A 15,339-nucleotide genomic window follows, 5' to 3' on the forward strand; every position below is an offset into this window, starting at 1 on the left:
ATGATTATTTTCTATTATAACGATAACAAACAAAACAATAACAAGGGTGTTAAAACCGAAGAAATAGATCGCATATTTTCTCACATAGAAAGGGCATCCGAATCCAACATAGACGTTGAACAATGTGAAATAGACACATTAGTTGAAGAAACGAGTGAACATAAAACAAATAATTTTAGTAAAAATCTTCGTTTATTAAGAAAATCTTTCAAACTTAAACAAGAAGATATTGAAGAAAAAACTAATATTTCTCATCACACAATTGCAAGTTATGAAATTGGTAGACGTGAACCTACAGCTAAAAACCTTTGCTTGCTTGCAAAACTCTTCAATGTAAATCCTATGTACTTAATGGAGAATGACTTATCTAAACACAAATATTTGCATGTTGTTAGTAAGAGCAATAGTTTTGCAGAGAATTTAAAAATAATAAGAAATTCTTTAAAAATGACACAAAAAGAATTTGCTTATTACACTGGCTTAACTCTCAAATCAGTTATTAATTATGAAAATAAAGTTCATTTACCTGATTATTCAAGTTTAAAAATACTAGCTGAGAAGCTGGTTATAGATCCATTTGAATTAGTGGGTACTGGTAAATAATGACCAGTCCTTCTTAATGCAGCCAACGGAGGTCACAAGCCCTCGTAATAATGCAGAGTGAGGAGGTGGTTAAATGGAGACGCTAACACTTCAAGAATTAGCAGAATTAAAAGGATGTCACAGAGTTAGAATTCAACAACTTGTCACAGAAGGATTTTATAAATCTGTACAAGTTAAAAATTCAAGAGGTAGATTAGTTCATGCCATACCTCTAGATCAACTGACAGAAGAGGAACAACAAAAATACTACCAATCTAAGGGTATCTTAAACACTAACATTGAAGTACAGAATGCTGAAAAGCTGGAGCTTATGAGCACCCAAGAAAGAGAGGAATGTGTTTTTTGGGAAAACGTTATTAATGAATGGCAATCCTTCAGGAATAAAGAAAACGCAAGAAATAAGAGTGAAGTTGATGAACTATTCATCACAAAGATGAAGTTAGAACATCCTGAGCTTAATTTCTCTACAAGTATTCTTTACCGCAAGTTTAAAGCTTTAAAAAATGGAGATCTAGAAGGCTTGATTGATAAACGAGGAAAAAAGAAAAAAGGCTACACGAAAATTGATGAACATGTGTGGCAAGTATTCTTGAGCTTCTTGTTAGATCAAGCAAAGCATCCACTTAGAAAATGCTATCAATATACTCAACTATATATTCAAAATACAGCACCTGAGTTATATGAGGATATACCAGCTTATTGTACTTTTACAAGACATGTAAAAGCCGATATTCCTGATGCAATCTTAACTCTTGGAAGAGATGGAGATAAGGCATTTGATGATAGATGTGCGCCATACATACGAAGAACTTATGACAACATGGATTCGAATGACTACTGGATTGGAGACAACCATACAATCGATGTAATTGTTGGGGATGGCGAAAAGACGTTCAGACTTTACCTAACAGCCTTTATGGATGCACGAAGCGGAATTATGACATGTATCTACATTACAGATACCCCATCATCGCAAGCTTCAATTTATTCATTAAGACGAGGTATCAAGAAGTATGGAATACCTAAAAATGTTTACTTAGATAATGGTCGAGAGTTCTTAACATTTGACTTTGGCGGTTCAGGACACAGAAAAAAGAAAAAGGACGAAGATAAATTTACTCCTCCTCCGATTCTTGAACGCTTAGGAATCAATATGGTCAATGCACTCGTTAGAAACGCAAAAGCTAAGATTATTGAACGAAGATTCTTAGATTTCAAAAATAGTATTTCTAGATTATTTGCAACTTATACAGGTGGAAATGTAGTTGAAAAGCCTGAGATCTTAAAAGTTGAACTTAAAAACGGAAATATACCTGAAAAACAAGCATTTATCAAAGAAATAGAAGAGCTGATTGAATATTACTTGAATTATGAAGAATACAACGGTGCAGTTGCAGCGGATAAAGGTAAAAGAAAGATTGATGTTTATCAGGAAAACCTACATACGAAGACAACCGCAACCGAAGAGCAGTTAAATCTTATGATGTTAAGATCCACTCGAGCTCAAAAAGTGACAAGACGTGGCGTTAGTTTGAAGATTGGTGGAACTCAGCTGGATTACTTCAACAATGAATTAATCATGCAGATGCTGAATAAGAAAGTTTATCTAAGATATGATCCAGATGATTTATCCAGAGTTAGAGTATATGACCTTGATGATAGATTCATCATGGAAGTTGAAGCAGACAATGTCGCAGTACTTGAATACGGCGCAAGTAAGGACGAAGTAAAACTTGCGATGGCTAAAACTAGAGAACTTAAGAAAGTTGCGAAGGAAGCAATCAAGGATTCAATCATTGCTAATATCGATAGAAATACTGCACTTGAATTGTTGCTGAAATCTGCTAAAGACAACAAAGACAGTGATGTTTCTAAACCAAACTACGATTTAGAGATCTTAAATGCGGATGAAAAGCCAATGTTATACAAAGTGCATGATGTGGATTTAGACAAGATGAATATAAACTCAATTAAGCGACAAGGAGGAGATTATTATGCTTAACGTTGCAGTAAAAGAAAGACTTGAGAAATACATGAAAGAAGCTGGTGTTTCTCAAGCGAAGATTGCGCCACTGATTGGCGTGAGTATGACAGCTCTTTCGCAGTATAGAGGTGGTAAATACAAAGGCGATGTAACAGCAGTAGAAGCTAAAATCGTTGAATATTTAGACACTATTACTGAACAAAAGGAAATCAAAGAAAAGGTTCAAACATATAAACCAATGGAAGATTACATTCCTATTTCTATCAGCGAAGATATTTATAAGATGATTAGATATGCTCAATTAAATGGAGGTATCGCAATCGCCCATGGTGATGCAGGAATTGGCAAAACAAAAGCGGCGCAGAAGTATGTAAGAGAAAATCCAACGCAAGCAATCTATATGGAAATGAGTCCTGTAGCTGGAACTCTAGGCAATATGCTTAGACTTCTAGCTAGGACACTTAAAATTCCTGAAAGTAGAAACAAGATGGAGTTGATGCTTTCGATTAGAGATAAGCTTGAAGGAACAAACAGAGTGATCATCATCGATGAAGCTCAACACTTGAAATTATCGGCTCTTGAACAGATAAGAACACTTGCTGATCCAAACTCAATCACAGGAACAAAGGGTGTTGGAATCGTGTTGATTGGTAATACAGAGGTCTATTCAAAGATGAAAGGAAAACAGGAAGCACAATTCGCTCAGCTATTTTCAAGAATCAAGATGAGCCGATATTATTCAACATCCAATGTTACGGATGATGATGTAGAAAAATTATTCCCAGCGTTAAAACAACAAGGATTGAATAAAGAATTGAACTTCTTAAAAGGTGTTTGTAAATCAAAATGGGGCATTCGTGGAGCAACCAATGTTTATGAAAATAGCATTAACAATGATGATGTTTCAGTCAACGGACTCTTTGCCATGGCTAGAACATTAGGAATAGAGGTTATTTAACAAATGATCTATAAAATCTGCACTGCCATAGTTGTATATGCAATCTATGTAAGTATAAAAAACAATAAAAAGGAGAGAAATGAAAGTGCGAAAGAGAAAAATTAAAAAAACATTGATTAGCGTTGTAATCGGAGTGATTTTAGGTGTTTTGCTTAGTCAAGTAACTTCTAAGCTAAGCATACAAGACTGTTTGTTATTAGCATCTATTCTATTGATTCTTGTGATTGTAACTGCAGCTATTATGGCTGAAGATCTAGAGATTAGAATTAAAAAAGCCTATTTAGAAGGAAAACAAACGCTAAATTGTAAATGCACACACACATTCAAAACTGAGGACGAATAAAGTCCTCCTTAATGCAGCCAACGGAGGTCACAAGCCCTCGAATAATGCAGAGTGAGGAGGTGAAGCTAATGAGATTAGAAAAAGATTCTCTATACTTTGAAGCTAGAGTTATCACTATGGTCGGCTCATTGCATTGGTTTGGTGATACTTATCTTGCTGAAGAATTGTTAAAGCTGGCAACGAAAACAGTTTATATCCGAGATGACAGACGATATCTATATGTTTATCGAATCAAAGAAGATGCATTGTTTAATGTAGAAAAGATACAAACGACTTTTGAATTAGTATGCAAGTTGAAAAAACATGACGATAAAAGAAGATATGGTAACTAGTTCTTAAAGTAGGAGGAGTATATGGCAGCGAAGAAATATAAACGTATGACCAATCGTGAAAAAGACGAAAGAAAACGTTTCAAAAAGGATTTACAGGAAAAAGGGATTATCCCGCCTGATAAGCCAAGACTAAACAGAAAGAAGTTTGCTCAAGAAGTTTGTGATGAATGGAAAGATTACAGCTTAGTAGAATATGCAAAACTGAACACATTTATGATCGTTTTAGGAATGATGACGAATTCAGGTCGATATGGAAATGTAAGTAAAGAAGATCTTGGCATTTTAAAACTTAAGAAATGTGCGATAGTTTTAGATCAAAAGTTTCAAGAGAACGATAATAAGATGACATATGAACAGATCATTGAAGTTCTTAAACCTATATGGGAATTGTGAGGTGATAAAAATGGAATATCAGAATATGACCAATGAACAAATCAAAAGAAGAATTGAATGGATTGACAGAGAGTTGTTCTGTATCGATATGAAAGACCGATGGGATGCTTGTGATTGGAGTTTAGTGCACGAGTATGAAAAGGAAAAAAGAGAGCTTCAGGCAAAATTGGAAGCTAGAATCGAAAAATAGTATGACTGGACAAGAATTCTTTGAAAAAGTAACTAAAAACCCAAGATACAAGCACTTATATGAAGAAAATATACACTTCAATACGCAAATGCAATATCTCAAGTCAAAGCCCAAAGTCCTCACTTCAACCTTGCTAGGTTCAATTGCATACTTAAGCGTACTTCTTATGTATCAAGATCTAGAAAAAATAAGAGAAAGTGACAATGAAATAGGAGTTTAACATGGATAAAAAAGTGGTTTTAAACAAACTTAAAAAATGCAAGAGGATGAAGCAATGAAAAGATCTCTTCTGATGGTTTCACTAATAATCACTATCATAGTAACGAATAAGATATATGCATTGACAATTACTCCTGCGAATAAACCAATAGAAGTCGAAACACAAATTGTTGAAACTAAAGCTAAGGAGTTAAAAACAGAGGTCAAAACATACTACAATGTCCCTCTTGATATGGATTTGCAAGATTATATAAGAGAAGAGTGCATAGATGCAGGATTAGATATGAAATTAGTACTTGCGATTATGAAAGTAGAAAGTAATTTCAATCCAGAAGATATATCATGCACAGATGATTTTGGACTTATGCAAGTCAATAAAGTCAATTTTGAAGAGGTAGAAAGAGAGTTAGGACTAACAAATATGCTTGATCCATACCAAGGCGCTAAGGCTGGCATCTTCTTATTAAGCAAGTTGAAATGGAACGAAAGCGAACATCAAATGCTTATGGCTTATAACATTGGTTTTGCAGGAGCTCAAAAGTTATGGGAACAAGGCATTTATGAAACAGACTACTCTAAAAAAGTATTAAAAGCAAAAGAACTGATAGGAGGTACTCAATATGAAATCACAGTATTTTGTGATCAAGAATCTGAACGGTGAAAAGCGATTTGTCGAGATTGATGAAGAGCTAACAGAGGAAGAGTTTATGGCTTACTTTTCTTTATATGTTAAAGAAGCCTATCCGATTACAGAAGATGAATACAAAAAATGCACTGGGGATAAATAACCCATTGCTCTAATGCAGCCAACGGAGGTCACAAGCCCTCGGATAATGCAGAGTGGAGCATAGGAAAACAAAGGAGGAAAAACAGATGGAAAACAAACTATTTAAAAAGATTTCTAGAACTGGTGGAATTACGATTCCTGCACAGATTAGACATCAGATGAACATTCCAAAAGGTGCAGCAGTAGAAATCGTTCAAACGGAAGACAATAGCCTTCTCATCAAAAAGCATATTCCCACATGCATGTGTTGTGGAACTGCTGACCATGTAAAAGTATTTAATAATGTAGAACTATGCACTACATGTGCTAGTAAGTTTGCTGGAGGTGGCGAACATGGAAATTAGAGAGAAAGTTGATCGCTACGCTGAATTAGATGCACAATTGGCTGGCATCAAAAATGAAATGGAAAATTTAAAGGCTGATTTTGAAGAATACGCCGAAAAAGATCTGCAGGATACAAAACTAAAAACCGTAGAAATCTATGGAAATAATGGTGCTAAAGTCATCGTACAAAATGCGGCTACAGTAAAACCAATTTCGTGGGTAGTTATCAAAGAGGTTTTAGGAAAGACTGTTCCTGATTTTATTAAAGAAGAAACAAAGCTCTCATTGACCGATGTTGCCAAAACAATGTTGGCGAATATGTTCAAAGGAGATTATATTGAAGACACATTATCTAATGTTGTCACTCATATGACTCCTGATCAGAAGAAACAAGCGCTTCTTATGAAACGTTTAAAAGGAAAATACAAGCAAGATCAAAAGAACATCTTGAAGTACACAGACCTTAGCGAAAAAGAAGCGAGTGATAATGCATTCCTTGTACAGGATGTTATGGCTTATCAAAATATCTTGAGAATCATTGAAGCTTCGGGATTTGATGGAACGGTTGAAGAAGCAGTTGCTAAAATCAAGAGTTCATTGATTGTTGAAGATTCAATCAAGGTAACGCTAGAAGCGGAATAACGGAAAGGAGCAATCTTATGAAAACTGTTGAGAGATGGCAGACCAAAAAAATATATGCTATTGCAAATGCATTAGGATATGTTGATCGCCAAGATAAAGATAATGACATCTTGCATATGATTATTTTTAGTCAGACATGTAAACATTCAACTAAGGAACTAACGTATCGTGAAGCCAATGAAATCATCGCCTACTTGGAAAAACAACAGAATAATAAGATTGATGAAGTTATGACAGCAGGACAAAAGAAGAAATGCTGGTCATTGATGTATGAGCTTCAATCTTTGGATAGAGAACCAAATAATGCTCCTGTAGGCGAAAGATTGGCGGGTATTATAGAAAGACAGTTCCAAGTAAAATCAACCCCACAACGCATATTTAATCGTCTTTCAAGAGATGATGGAAACAAACTGATTGAAATTTTAAAAAACTACGTTAGGACGGCTGAAAGAAAATGGATGAATTAATGACAGAAAGTGCAGATGTAACATTAGATGATTTAAATGAAGAACAGTTACAAGTCGTTGAAGTCATTGGTTTAGAAGCCTATAAGAGGTTGATTCACTATTATGCAGGAACAAGCATTTATATTCCTAAGTTCAGTGAAATCGAGCGAAGAAAACGTAATGAGAAAATACGCATTGAGTATGAAAAAAATGGGGATATCAAAGCACTCGCATTGAAGTATGGCTTATCAGAAATACAGATACGAACAATCATCGGCGATTTGTTCAAAAACAAAAAAATCGATCCATACGAAGGACAAGTCACATTGTTTGATTTATAGAAAATTTAAAGAAAGTAGTAAAGTTTAACTATAAAGTAGTTTATTTTACCACTTTCTTTTTTTTATCTAAAATTTGCCTTGTAATAACGAGCAAGGAGGTATAGAAATGGATTATTTTTTAGAATTGGCAATTGGTACAGTAATTACAATTATCACTTACTTTTTAAAAAAGACTATGGACAAGATTGATAAAACAGATTATAAAATTCAGCAAATTGAAAAAGATTATCTTACCGAAGTTGCTCATGAAAAAATCATTAAAGAAGTCAAGAAAGATATTCAAGATATTAAAACTGACTACACGCCTAAAACCGAATTCAAAGAATCGGTCAAAGAATTCAGAAACGATTTAAAAGAAGCACAAAAACAGTTCTTAACGAAAGAAGACTTTATTCGTGAACAACGAAAAACAGAAAATAAACTAGATGAAATCTATAAATTACTATTGAAAGAGAGGGTATAGAAATGGCAGATAAAGAAACATTAAAGAAGCGACTAGAAGCTGCAAACTTTATCAGCAACAATGGTCGCGTGTTAAGAACGATTAATGTTCTTAGATACAAGTACAACGAACTTAAAAGCGTTGAAACAGTGTTAGAAATGGATGGAGTTGAAAAATGGGAGTTTTTAGACTGCATCAACTATTTGACTGAAGAAAAATATATTCGCTTAAGAGATATCGCTACAAGAAATGAAGTGTTGGAGCTATCTCAGGATGTCAACTACAGAAACCTTGAAGCTAAACTTACTAGCAAAGGAATAAAGCTTTTAGCAAGAAACATTGTAGACGATATGATCGAGGTTTAAACCTATGGCCAATCGGAAACACAGTAAGATTGACAACTTGCCTGAAGATCTTAAATCTGTAGTTGAAACTATGCTTCAGTCTGATGCAACTTATACTGAAATTGTAGATTTTCTAAAAGAAAATGAACAATCGGTATCTGTAGCTAGTGTGTGTAGATATGCTCGTTCGTTCAATGCCAATATGGAAGCATTGAAGATGACACATCAGAACTTCAAGTTAGTAAAAGAAGAATTGGATCGTAATCCTGATTTAGATATGGCAGAAGCGATCATCCGTATCACATCAGGTAACGTGTTTAATCGCTTAGCAAGCACGAAAGAAGAAGATTGGGATGAAGTAGATTTAGCGAAACTTATGAAGGAGTCAAATGCACTTATTCGTGCGACTGCTTATAAGAAAAGAGTTGAAATCCAAAACCAAGATGTTAAGGATGCAGCGATTGAAGAATTTAAAACATTACTGTTCTCTTCCATGGCGAAGGAAAAACCTGAGCTATACAAGGAACTTGTCCAGTATTTAAACACAAAGAAAACAGAAGAAATGGAGGGATAGATATGTGGTGTGTGATACAAGTGAAAGGAAGCCAAGAGCTTCAAATACAGAAGCAATTAGAGTTGGCTGGGTATCAAGCTCTTGTTCCAAGAGAAAGTCGCTTGATTCGTTCAGGAGGCGCTTGGATGCAAAGAGAATACATATTATTTCCTAACTATGTTTTCGTACAAACCAAATTCAAAGCCGAAGACTTTTACAAAATCAAAGGTATTAATGGGGTTCAACGTTTCTTGGGGGACAAAACTTCTCCATCCACTCTTACCTTCCTGGAAGAAGAATGGGTAAAAATTTTAAACAACGATGGTCATCCGTTAGAACCAACTGAGGTAACGGTAGATGAAGATGGAAATGTCATCATTTTAAAAGGTATCCTTTTAAAATTTAAAAGCAGAATAAAAAGTTTTAATAAAAGACAAAGAAAAGCAACATTTGAAATTACTGTATGTAATGAAATTAAAGAAATCACGTTGAGTTTGAATGTGATTGATACTACAAAGCCAACAGAAACAAACGGTTGATTCGTCCTGTAAGCGGAAATTGGTGGTTAAATAGCATGAACCATCCTAGAAAATAAAATATCTAGGATGGCGAAGCACACCCTAATGTTCGTAAAGGGCGCATTACCTTTTAATTCGCGCAAAAACCCCTTTAAAAAACGAATTAGGCATAAAGTTGAGTAATTGTGGGGTACAAGAAAAAACAACGCTTAAAATCGCTTTATAGCGATTTTTTTATACAACGAAAGGAGATGATAGAATGGGAAGACTCAAAAAAAGAAGTTTAGACATGCTTTTGGAAGGAATTTTGGAAGCTGAAAATCAAATAGCAGATAGTGAAGCATATGATACGCAAGAATATACAACCTATTTGAACGACCTTTTAAAAGAGTTTTTAAAAAAGGACAACAACCTTTTAAGAAAACAACTTCTTGATGATTTTGAAAGAGGAGCTCCTCTTACTGGAAAGAATGGAATACGAAAAAAACTGGCTTCGTTTGATATGGAATTTTTTGGAAGAGCCTACCTTCCTCATTACTTTGTCAGAAAGTCTCCCCACTTTCATGAAGAGCTCGATAACATTTGGAAGCATGGCGTTATGAAAGACGAAGTACCACTTTCAAAAAGCGTTCAAAAGAAGATAAGCAGAATGGCAGGTTGCAAAAGAGCGATTGCTGCACCTCGTGGTCATGCTAAATCAACGAACCTTACATTCAAAGGATCACTTCATGCAGCATTATATGAGTATAAGCACTACATCATTATCTTGTCCGATAGTTCAGAACAGGCTGAGAGTTTCTTAGATTCTATTAAAACCGAGATGGAAGAAAATGAACATATCATCGAAGATTTTGGGAAACTAGATGGTAAGGTATGGCGTTCGAACGTTTTATTAACAAAGACAAACATAAAAATTGAAGCTATTGGTTCAGGCAAAAAGATTCGTGGTAGAAAGCACAAGAATTGGAGGCCTGATTTATTGGTTCTTGATGATATTGAGAATGATGAAAATGTAAGAACGGTTGACCAGCGAAAGAAACTATCCGACTGGTTTTATAAGGCAGTATCGAAAGCTGGTGATGATTACACCGATATTATTTATATTGGAACAATGCTTCATTATGATTCGTTGCTTGCTAATGTGTTGAAAAATCCAAGCTATAAAAGCATTAAATATCAAGCAGTCCTTTCTTTTTCATCTGCAGTTGATCTATGGGATGAATGGGAAAAGATATATACCGACCTTGATGAACCTGAACATGAAGCTAAAGCGTTGCATTTCTTTGAACAACATAAAAAAGAAATGCTGGAAGGTACAAAAGTGTTATGGGAAGACAAACTTTCCTATTACAACCTTATGTGCATCAAGGTGTCTGAAGGTGATGCCTCATTCAATTCAGAATTACAGAATGAACCAATCAGCCCTGATGATTGCTTGTTCCAGGAAGAATGGTTTGATTACTACAACGAATTTGAAATGAACTTTAATTCGAAGGATTTTGAATTCTATGGAGCAGTAGATCCATCGCTTGGTAAGAATAAGAAATCAGACTATTCAGCCATTATCACTATCGCCAAACAAAAGGCAACTGGATATATGTATGTTATTGATGCCGATGTGATGCGTAGACATCCTGATCGCATCATTAACGATGTGCTCGAAAAAGAAAGATGGCTTAGAAAGACTTATGGAAAAGGTTTTAAAAAACTTGGCTGTGAAACTGTACAGTTCCAATGGTTCTTGAAAGAGGAAATTTCCAAAGCTTCTGCTAAAGCTGGGCTCTACTTGCCAATCGAAGAAATCAATTCAACTGGTGACAAGGTGCTGCGTATTCAATCGCTGCAACCTGACATCAAGAATAAATACATCAAGTTCAATCGTAGACACAAATTGCTTTTAGAACAGCTTATGCATTTTCCTATGGCAAGCCATGATGATGCGCCTGATGCATTGGAAATGGCACGAACGATTGCTAAAAAAGGAAAGAGATTCAGAATATTAGACCGTTCGCTTTTTGGAGGATAGAAAATGGCAGTAATTTATATGGATAAAGAGAGTTTTAACTCTTTGGATGAAAATGATATCAAAAGAATCTATATGGAAAACCGATATTTAAACAGTACATATAGAACTCTTGATAACTACTATGCTGGGAAGCATAAAATCGTGTACAAGCAAAAATACAACGCAAACGATCCCAATAATAAGATTGTCAACAACATGTGTAAGTACATTACTGATAGTATGGTTGGTTATTTTGTTGGAGATCCTATCAAATACAACTCACAGAATGATGAGTATATGGAAAAGATACAGAATGTACTTGAATACAACGATGAACAGGACGAAAACACAGAAATTGCTAAAAAAGCATCCATTCATGGCGATTGCTTTGAAATTTTATATATTGACGAAGATGCCAATATTCGTTTTACCAAAGTGCCAGCGAACGAAGGTATCTTGATTCGTGATTCAGGTGGCGAAGATAACTATTTAGGTTTTATTCGTATTATTCGTTCATATACCAAGCGAAAGGTCGAAATATTGAAGTTGGAATTCAGCACAAGTGAAAGCACCTGGTATTTTGAATCAAGAGCTGGTGGAAGCTTACAGTTGAAAGATATTGTTGATCATTACTGGAAAGATGTTCCAGTAGTTGAGTTTGTCAACAATGAAGAGCGAATTGGTGATTTTGAAGGCATCATCAGTATTGTGGATGCCTATAACACAGTCCAATCGAATACAGCAAATTTATTCCAATATAACGATGAGGCGTTGATGAAGATTTCTAAGCTTGGAGATGTAACAACAACCGACATTCAAGAGATGCGAAAAAAAGGAGCAATCATTCTTGACGATGGCGGTGATGTATCTTGGATGTTAAAAGAAATTAATGATACAGCTTTAGAAAACTATAAGAACCGCCTAGTAAGTGACATGCATTTGTTTAGTTCAGTTCCGAATATGACAGATAATGCTTTTGCATCTAATCTTTCAGGTGTGGCTATTTCTTACAAGATGTGGTCAATGGATCAAGTCGTTGCAATCAAAGAAAGAAAATTTAAAAAATCGCTTCAAAGAAGGATTGAATTGATTACCAATATTTTGAATTTATTCGGCGGCAATTATGACTATCGAGATATCAATGTCGTATTTAATCGAAATCGACCTCAAAACAAGCTAGAGAACGCTCAAATTGCTCAAATGATTTCACCGTTCATTTCTCATCAAACACTACTTTCTAAATTGGACGATATCGAAAATGTTCAAGAAGAATTGGAAAATATCAAAGAAGAAAATGAAGATGAAGAGGTCAAGCAAGGTGTTTATCAAAATCTAGTCAAAGCATTTAAGCTTAGCGAGGATGAATTGGATGAATAAGAATGAAAAAGAAAAACAGTTAGCAATTGCTAAAGATTGTCTATTGGATGAGCTAGAAGAAATAGATGACATTGTAGAAGATCTACTGGATGTCTATGATGAAGCAGCTGAACGCTTAAAAGCAGATATTCAACGATCCTTGATTCGATTTGCCGAAAACAATGAAATATCTATCGAGGAAGCAAAAGGGCTACTAAGCAGCCAAGAATTTACTAAGTGGAAAAAAAGTATTGAAGAATACATTGAACAAATAGAAAAAGAAGCTGATGGAACAAAGATGTTAATGGAATTAAATACTTTATCAGCTAAGACAAGCCTTTCAAGAAAGGAAGAACTGCTTTCGCAGATTGATAAAGAAATGATGAATTTAGCTAATAAAACCACAAGAAGTATTAAAAAGCATCTTGGCATCGTACTTGTCAACAACTATTATCGTGGTTTCTATTCTGTTCAAAAAACAGTCGGCTTGGGATTTAATGTTGCAAGATTTAATCCTCAACTGGTTAAAAGTGTTCTTGAATACCCATGGTCAACGAAAGTGTATTCCAAAACGATTTGGGATAACATTGACAAATTGACCGAAACCTTAAGAAAAGAACTGGCAACGGGGTTTGTGGATGGAAGTTCTATTCAGAAGATGACAAAGCGAATTGATGATGTTCTTGGTAAAGGTAAATATGTTACGGAGCGTGTGGTTAGAACAGAAGCAAAGTATTTTGCTCAACAAGCGCAATTGATGTCATATAAAAAAATGAAGATTGATGAATATATGTACAGAGGCGCTGGATGTCCCAAATGCATACCATTGAATGGTAAAAAGTTCAAAATCGAAGATGCAATAGTCGGTGTCAATTGTCCGCCAATGCATCCGAATTGCAAATGCCGAGTAATCGCAGTTCACGCAATGAGTATTTTTGATCAAGAACGAAATGTCGTTCCGTTGGAAAAGAATATCAACTATCAAAAATGGAAAGAAAGATTTGTTAAAAATGGTAATAAAGCGAAATAAGGCTTTGTTATAGAGAGTGGTTAAAGGAGGAAAACAAAATGGAAGAAGCTCAAGAAACAAAACAAGAAAAAACAATCGGAGAAAAAATCAAAGAAGTTATTTTTGGCAAAAAGAGTGATGAAGAACCATCGGAGGTAGAAACAACAGTTGAAGCAGAACCAACTGCTGAAGAACCAAAGGAGGATGAGGCTCAAGAAGGCGCTTTATCAAAGGAAGATATGGATGCAGCCATTGAAAAAGCGAAAGCAGATGCTATTGAAGAATATAAAAAAGCACAGGCTGAAAAAGAAAGAAAAGCATCCTTGACGCCTGAAGAATTAAAAGCAGAAGAAGATGCTGAAAAAGACAAGAAGATTCAGGCGTTGGAACATGAGATTATGGTCAACAATTCTAAAAACGATGCAATCAAAAAATTAGATGAAGCTGGTTTACCAGTAAAATTGGCAGATATTATTAACTATTCAACAAAAGAAACTGCTGAAGCATCGTTGGATCATATTATTAAAACTTATAGTGAGTGTCTTGAAAATGGAATTAAAGAGAAGTTAAAAGGTAAGACACCTGAAGGACTTCATTCAAATGCCGCAATCAATGATATGCAGGATAAACAAAATAAAATCAGAAAATATATGGGAATTAAGTAATAGGAGGAAAGAAAAATGGAAAATGTAATTGATTATGCTACTTTATTTGCACCTTTGATGGATGAACTTTATAAACAGGAAGCTAAGACTTCTATCCTTGAAGGTGATGAAACCACTGTTTTAAAAGGAGCACATGGTGAAATCAAGGTTGCAAAAATTGACATGGATGCACTTGGTGACTATGACCGTAAATCGGGTTATACAAAAGGAGGAACAAAATTTGCTTGGGAAACAGTCAAATATGACAAAGAACGTTCTCAAGAGTTAAACATCGACCGAATGGATAACGAAGAAGCATTAGAAATGCCTGCATCTAAACTATTAAGCGAATTCATTCGTACAAAGGTTATTCCTGAAACGGATGCAGCTCGTATTGCTAAAATTTGTGGAACTACTGGTATTACAGTAAAAGAAGAAAAATTAGCTGACGGAGCAGCTGTTGTTAAAGCATTAAGAGCAGCATCGGACAAAATGGATAACGATGAAGTGCCTGAAGAATCACGTATCCTGTTCATTGTCGGTTCTTACCTTTCATTGATTGAAGATATGGATACAACCAAATCTAAAAAGATTTTAGATAAGTTCTCAACAATCATCAAAATGCCACAATCTAGAATGTACACTCAAATCACATTGGCAGATGGAAAAAGTGAATATGGTTATAAGAAAACACCAACAACTGGTAAAAACGTCAACTTTGTTGTGATTGAAAAATCAGCTGCAGTATCAGCGATGGAACAATGGATCAAGTATTTTTCACCTGATGAAAACCAGAATGGCGATTCTCATAAGTGGGATTATCGAAACAACAACTTATACGCGCACGTTTATGAAAATAAATTAGCTGGAGTTTATTGCTCACACGATTCTGAATAGGAGAACAAG

At 35.0% G+C, this 15,339-nt stretch carries 23 protein-coding genes; all 23 read left to right on the forward strand.

Annotated elements, in window-relative coordinates:
- Entirely contained in the window at positions 1-603 is a 603-nt protein-coding gene (locus Q0F04_RS01380; RefSeq protein WP_295749270.1) for a helix-turn-helix transcriptional regulator, read from the forward strand.
- Between the two features lie 73 nt (positions 604-676).
- A complete protein-coding gene (locus Q0F04_RS01385) occupies positions 677-2,605 on the forward strand; it encodes a Mu transposase C-terminal domain-containing protein (RefSeq protein ID WP_295749273.1) in 1,929 nt (642 codons plus the stop codon).
- Positions 2,598-3,545 carry an AAA family ATPase gene (locus Q0F04_RS01390; protein WP_295749276.1) on the forward strand — a complete coding sequence of 316 codons (948 nt, stop codon included), beginning with the start codon at positions 2,598-2,600 and terminating at the stop codon, positions 3,543-3,545. The genes Q0F04_RS01385 and Q0F04_RS01390 overlap by 8 nt, the downstream gene beginning before the upstream one ends.
- A gap of 85 nt (positions 3,546-3,630) precedes the next feature.
- Positions 3,631-3,888, forward strand: coding sequence for a hypothetical protein (locus Q0F04_RS01395; protein ID WP_295749279.1), 258 nt, complete (start codon positions 3,631-3,633; stop codon positions 3,886-3,888).
- A 68-nt stretch (positions 3,889-3,956) separates the two neighbouring features.
- Positions 3,957-4,220, forward strand: a complete 264-nt coding sequence (locus Q0F04_RS01400) for a hypothetical protein (protein ID WP_278464028.1) — start codon at positions 3,957-3,959, stop codon at positions 4,218-4,220.
- 21 nt (positions 4,221-4,241) lie between these two features.
- Positions 4,242-4,613: a hypothetical protein gene (locus tag Q0F04_RS01405; RefSeq protein WP_295749286.1), complete on the forward strand. Its 372-nt coding sequence runs from the start codon at positions 4,242-4,244 to the stop codon at positions 4,611-4,613.
- A gap of 10 nt (positions 4,614-4,623) precedes the next feature.
- Positions 4,624-4,803 (forward strand): hypothetical protein, encoded by a 180-nt coding sequence (locus Q0F04_RS01410; protein WP_278464026.1) that lies wholly within the window; start codon positions 4,624-4,626, stop codon positions 4,801-4,803.
- A 1-nt stretch (position 4,804) separates the two neighbouring features.
- The gene (locus Q0F04_RS01415) at positions 4,805-5,023 is read left to right on the forward strand and encodes a hypothetical protein (protein WP_278464025.1); all 219 of its coding nucleotides are present in this window, start codon (positions 4,805-4,807) and stop codon (positions 5,021-5,023) included.
- A gap of 54 nt (positions 5,024-5,077) precedes the next feature.
- Positions 5,078-5,683 carry a transglycosylase SLT domain-containing protein gene (locus tag Q0F04_RS01420; RefSeq protein ID WP_295749292.1) on the forward strand — a complete coding sequence of 202 codons (606 nt, stop codon included), beginning with the start codon at positions 5,078-5,080 and terminating at the stop codon, positions 5,681-5,683.
- Positions 5,643-5,810, forward strand: a complete 168-nt coding sequence (locus Q0F04_RS01425; protein WP_295749295.1) for a hypothetical protein — start codon at positions 5,643-5,645, stop codon at positions 5,808-5,810. Before Q0F04_RS01420 ends, Q0F04_RS01425 begins: the two co-directional genes overlap by 41 nt.
- An 85-nt stretch (positions 5,811-5,895) precedes the next feature.
- Positions 5,896-6,153 (forward strand): AbrB/MazE/SpoVT family DNA-binding domain-containing protein, encoded by a 258-nt coding sequence (locus tag Q0F04_RS01430; protein WP_295749298.1) that lies wholly within the window; start codon positions 5,896-5,898, stop codon positions 6,151-6,153.
- Positions 6,143-6,775, forward strand: a complete 633-nt coding sequence (locus tag Q0F04_RS01435) for a hypothetical protein (protein WP_278464021.1) — start codon at positions 6,143-6,145, stop codon at positions 6,773-6,775. The genes Q0F04_RS01430 and Q0F04_RS01435 overlap by 11 nt, the downstream gene beginning before the upstream one ends.
- Before the next feature lie 17 nt (positions 6,776-6,792).
- Positions 6,793-7,242 carry a phage protein GemA/Gp16 family protein gene (locus tag Q0F04_RS01440; RefSeq protein ID WP_295749301.1) on the forward strand — a complete coding sequence of 150 codons (450 nt, stop codon included), beginning with the start codon at positions 6,793-6,795 and terminating at the stop codon, positions 7,240-7,242.
- On the forward strand, positions 7,230-7,562 hold the full coding sequence (locus Q0F04_RS01445; RefSeq protein ID WP_256267945.1) for a Mor transcription activator family protein: 333 nt from the start codon (positions 7,230-7,232) through the stop codon (positions 7,560-7,562). The genes Q0F04_RS01440 and Q0F04_RS01445 overlap by 13 nt, the downstream gene beginning before the upstream one ends.
- A gap of 106 nt (positions 7,563-7,668) precedes the next feature.
- Positions 7,669-8,025, forward strand: coding sequence for a hypothetical protein (locus Q0F04_RS01450; RefSeq protein ID WP_278464019.1), 357 nt, complete (start codon positions 7,669-7,671; stop codon positions 8,023-8,025).
- Between the two features lie 2 nt (positions 8,026-8,027).
- Positions 8,028-8,369, forward strand: coding sequence for a hypothetical protein (locus tag Q0F04_RS01455; protein ID WP_256267943.1), 342 nt, complete (start codon positions 8,028-8,030; stop codon positions 8,367-8,369).
- 4 nt (positions 8,370-8,373) lie between these two features.
- Entirely contained in the window at positions 8,374-8,922 is a 549-nt protein-coding gene (locus Q0F04_RS01460) for a phage protein Gp27 family protein (protein WP_278464018.1), read from the forward strand.
- A gap of 2 nt (positions 8,923-8,924) precedes the next feature.
- The gene (locus Q0F04_RS01465; RefSeq protein ID WP_295749309.1) at positions 8,925-9,440 is read left to right on the forward strand and encodes a transcription termination/antitermination NusG family protein; all 516 of its coding nucleotides are present in this window, start codon (positions 8,925-8,927) and stop codon (positions 9,438-9,440) included.
- A 238-nt stretch (positions 9,441-9,678) separates the two neighbouring features.
- Positions 9,679-11,445 carry a phage terminase large subunit gene (terL, locus tag Q0F04_RS01470; RefSeq protein ID WP_295749312.1) on the forward strand — a complete coding sequence of 589 codons (1,767 nt, stop codon included), beginning with the start codon at positions 9,679-9,681 and terminating at the stop codon, positions 11,443-11,445.
- A gap of 3 nt (positions 11,446-11,448) precedes the next feature.
- On the forward strand, positions 11,449-12,801 hold the full coding sequence (locus Q0F04_RS01475; protein ID WP_256267939.1) for a phage portal protein: 1,353 nt from the start codon (positions 11,449-11,451) through the stop codon (positions 12,799-12,801).
- Positions 12,794-13,810: a minor capsid protein gene (locus tag Q0F04_RS01480; RefSeq protein WP_295749319.1), complete on the forward strand. Its 1,017-nt coding sequence runs from the start codon at positions 12,794-12,796 to the stop codon at positions 13,808-13,810. The genes Q0F04_RS01475 and Q0F04_RS01480 overlap by 8 nt, the downstream gene beginning before the upstream one ends.
- A 38-nt stretch (positions 13,811-13,848) precedes the next feature.
- The gene (locus Q0F04_RS01485; protein WP_295749322.1) at positions 13,849-14,454 is read left to right on the forward strand and encodes a DUF4355 domain-containing protein; all 606 of its coding nucleotides are present in this window, start codon (positions 13,849-13,851) and stop codon (positions 14,452-14,454) included.
- 15 nt (positions 14,455-14,469) lie between these two features.
- On the forward strand, positions 14,470-15,330 hold the full coding sequence (locus Q0F04_RS01490) for a hypothetical protein (protein WP_295749325.1): 861 nt from the start codon (positions 14,470-14,472) through the stop codon (positions 15,328-15,330).
- Positions 15,331-15,339: the final 9 nt, after the last annotated feature.

This window comes from uncultured Holdemanella sp. (genome assembly GCF_934772795.1).
GTDB lineage: Bacteria > Bacillota_I > Bacilli_A > Erysipelotrichales > Erysipelotrichaceae > Holdemanella.

Coding starts and splice junctions, on each gene's coding strand:
- Q0F04_RS01380 (WP_295749270.1), top strand. CDS start 1: ATGATTATTTTCTATTATAACGATAACAAACAAAACAATAACAAGGGT.
- Q0F04_RS01385 (WP_295749273.1), top strand. CDS start 677: ATGGAGACGCTAACACTTCAAGAATTAGCAGAATTAAAAGGATGTCAC.
- Q0F04_RS01390 (WP_295749276.1), top strand. CDS start 2,598: ATGCTTAACGTTGCAGTAAAAGAAAGACTTGAGAAATACATGAAAGAA.
- Q0F04_RS01400 (WP_278464028.1), top strand. CDS start 3,957: ATGAGATTAGAAAAAGATTCTCTATACTTTGAAGCTAGAGTTATCACT.
- Q0F04_RS01405 (WP_295749286.1), top strand. CDS start 4,242: ATGGCAGCGAAGAAATATAAACGTATGACCAATCGTGAAAAAGACGAA.
- Q0F04_RS01410 (WP_278464026.1), top strand. CDS start 4,624: ATGGAATATCAGAATATGACCAATGAACAAATCAAAAGAAGAATTGAA.
- Q0F04_RS01415 (WP_278464025.1), top strand. CDS start 4,805: ATGACTGGACAAGAATTCTTTGAAAAAGTAACTAAAAACCCAAGATAC.
- Q0F04_RS01420 (WP_295749292.1), top strand. CDS start 5,078: ATGAAAAGATCTCTTCTGATGGTTTCACTAATAATCACTATCATAGTA.
- Q0F04_RS01425 (WP_295749295.1), top strand. CDS start 5,643: ATGAAATCACAGTATTTTGTGATCAAGAATCTGAACGGTGAAAAGCGA.
- Q0F04_RS01430 (WP_295749298.1), top strand. CDS start 5,896: ATGGAAAACAAACTATTTAAAAAGATTTCTAGAACTGGTGGAATTACG.
- Q0F04_RS01435 (WP_278464021.1), top strand. CDS start 6,143: ATGGAAATTAGAGAGAAAGTTGATCGCTACGCTGAATTAGATGCACAA.
- Q0F04_RS01440 (WP_295749301.1), top strand. CDS start 6,793: ATGAAAACTGTTGAGAGATGGCAGACCAAAAAAATATATGCTATTGCA.
- Q0F04_RS01445 (WP_256267945.1), top strand. CDS start 7,230: ATGGATGAATTAATGACAGAAAGTGCAGATGTAACATTAGATGATTTA.
- Q0F04_RS01450 (WP_278464019.1), top strand. CDS start 7,669: ATGGATTATTTTTTAGAATTGGCAATTGGTACAGTAATTACAATTATC.
- Q0F04_RS01455 (WP_256267943.1), top strand. CDS start 8,028: ATGGCAGATAAAGAAACATTAAAGAAGCGACTAGAAGCTGCAAACTTT.
- Q0F04_RS01460 (WP_278464018.1), top strand. CDS start 8,374: ATGGCCAATCGGAAACACAGTAAGATTGACAACTTGCCTGAAGATCTT.
- Q0F04_RS01465 (WP_295749309.1), top strand. CDS start 8,925: ATGTGGTGTGTGATACAAGTGAAAGGAAGCCAAGAGCTTCAAATACAG.
- terL (WP_295749312.1), top strand. CDS start 9,679: ATGGGAAGACTCAAAAAAAGAAGTTTAGACATGCTTTTGGAAGGAATT.
- Q0F04_RS01475 (WP_256267939.1), top strand. CDS start 11,449: ATGGCAGTAATTTATATGGATAAAGAGAGTTTTAACTCTTTGGATGAA.
- Q0F04_RS01480 (WP_295749319.1), top strand. CDS start 12,794: ATGAATAAGAATGAAAAAGAAAAACAGTTAGCAATTGCTAAAGATTGT.
- Q0F04_RS01485 (WP_295749322.1), top strand. CDS start 13,849: ATGGAAGAAGCTCAAGAAACAAAACAAGAAAAAACAATCGGAGAAAAA.
- Q0F04_RS01490 (WP_295749325.1), top strand. CDS start 14,470: ATGGAAAATGTAATTGATTATGCTACTTTATTTGCACCTTTGATGGAT.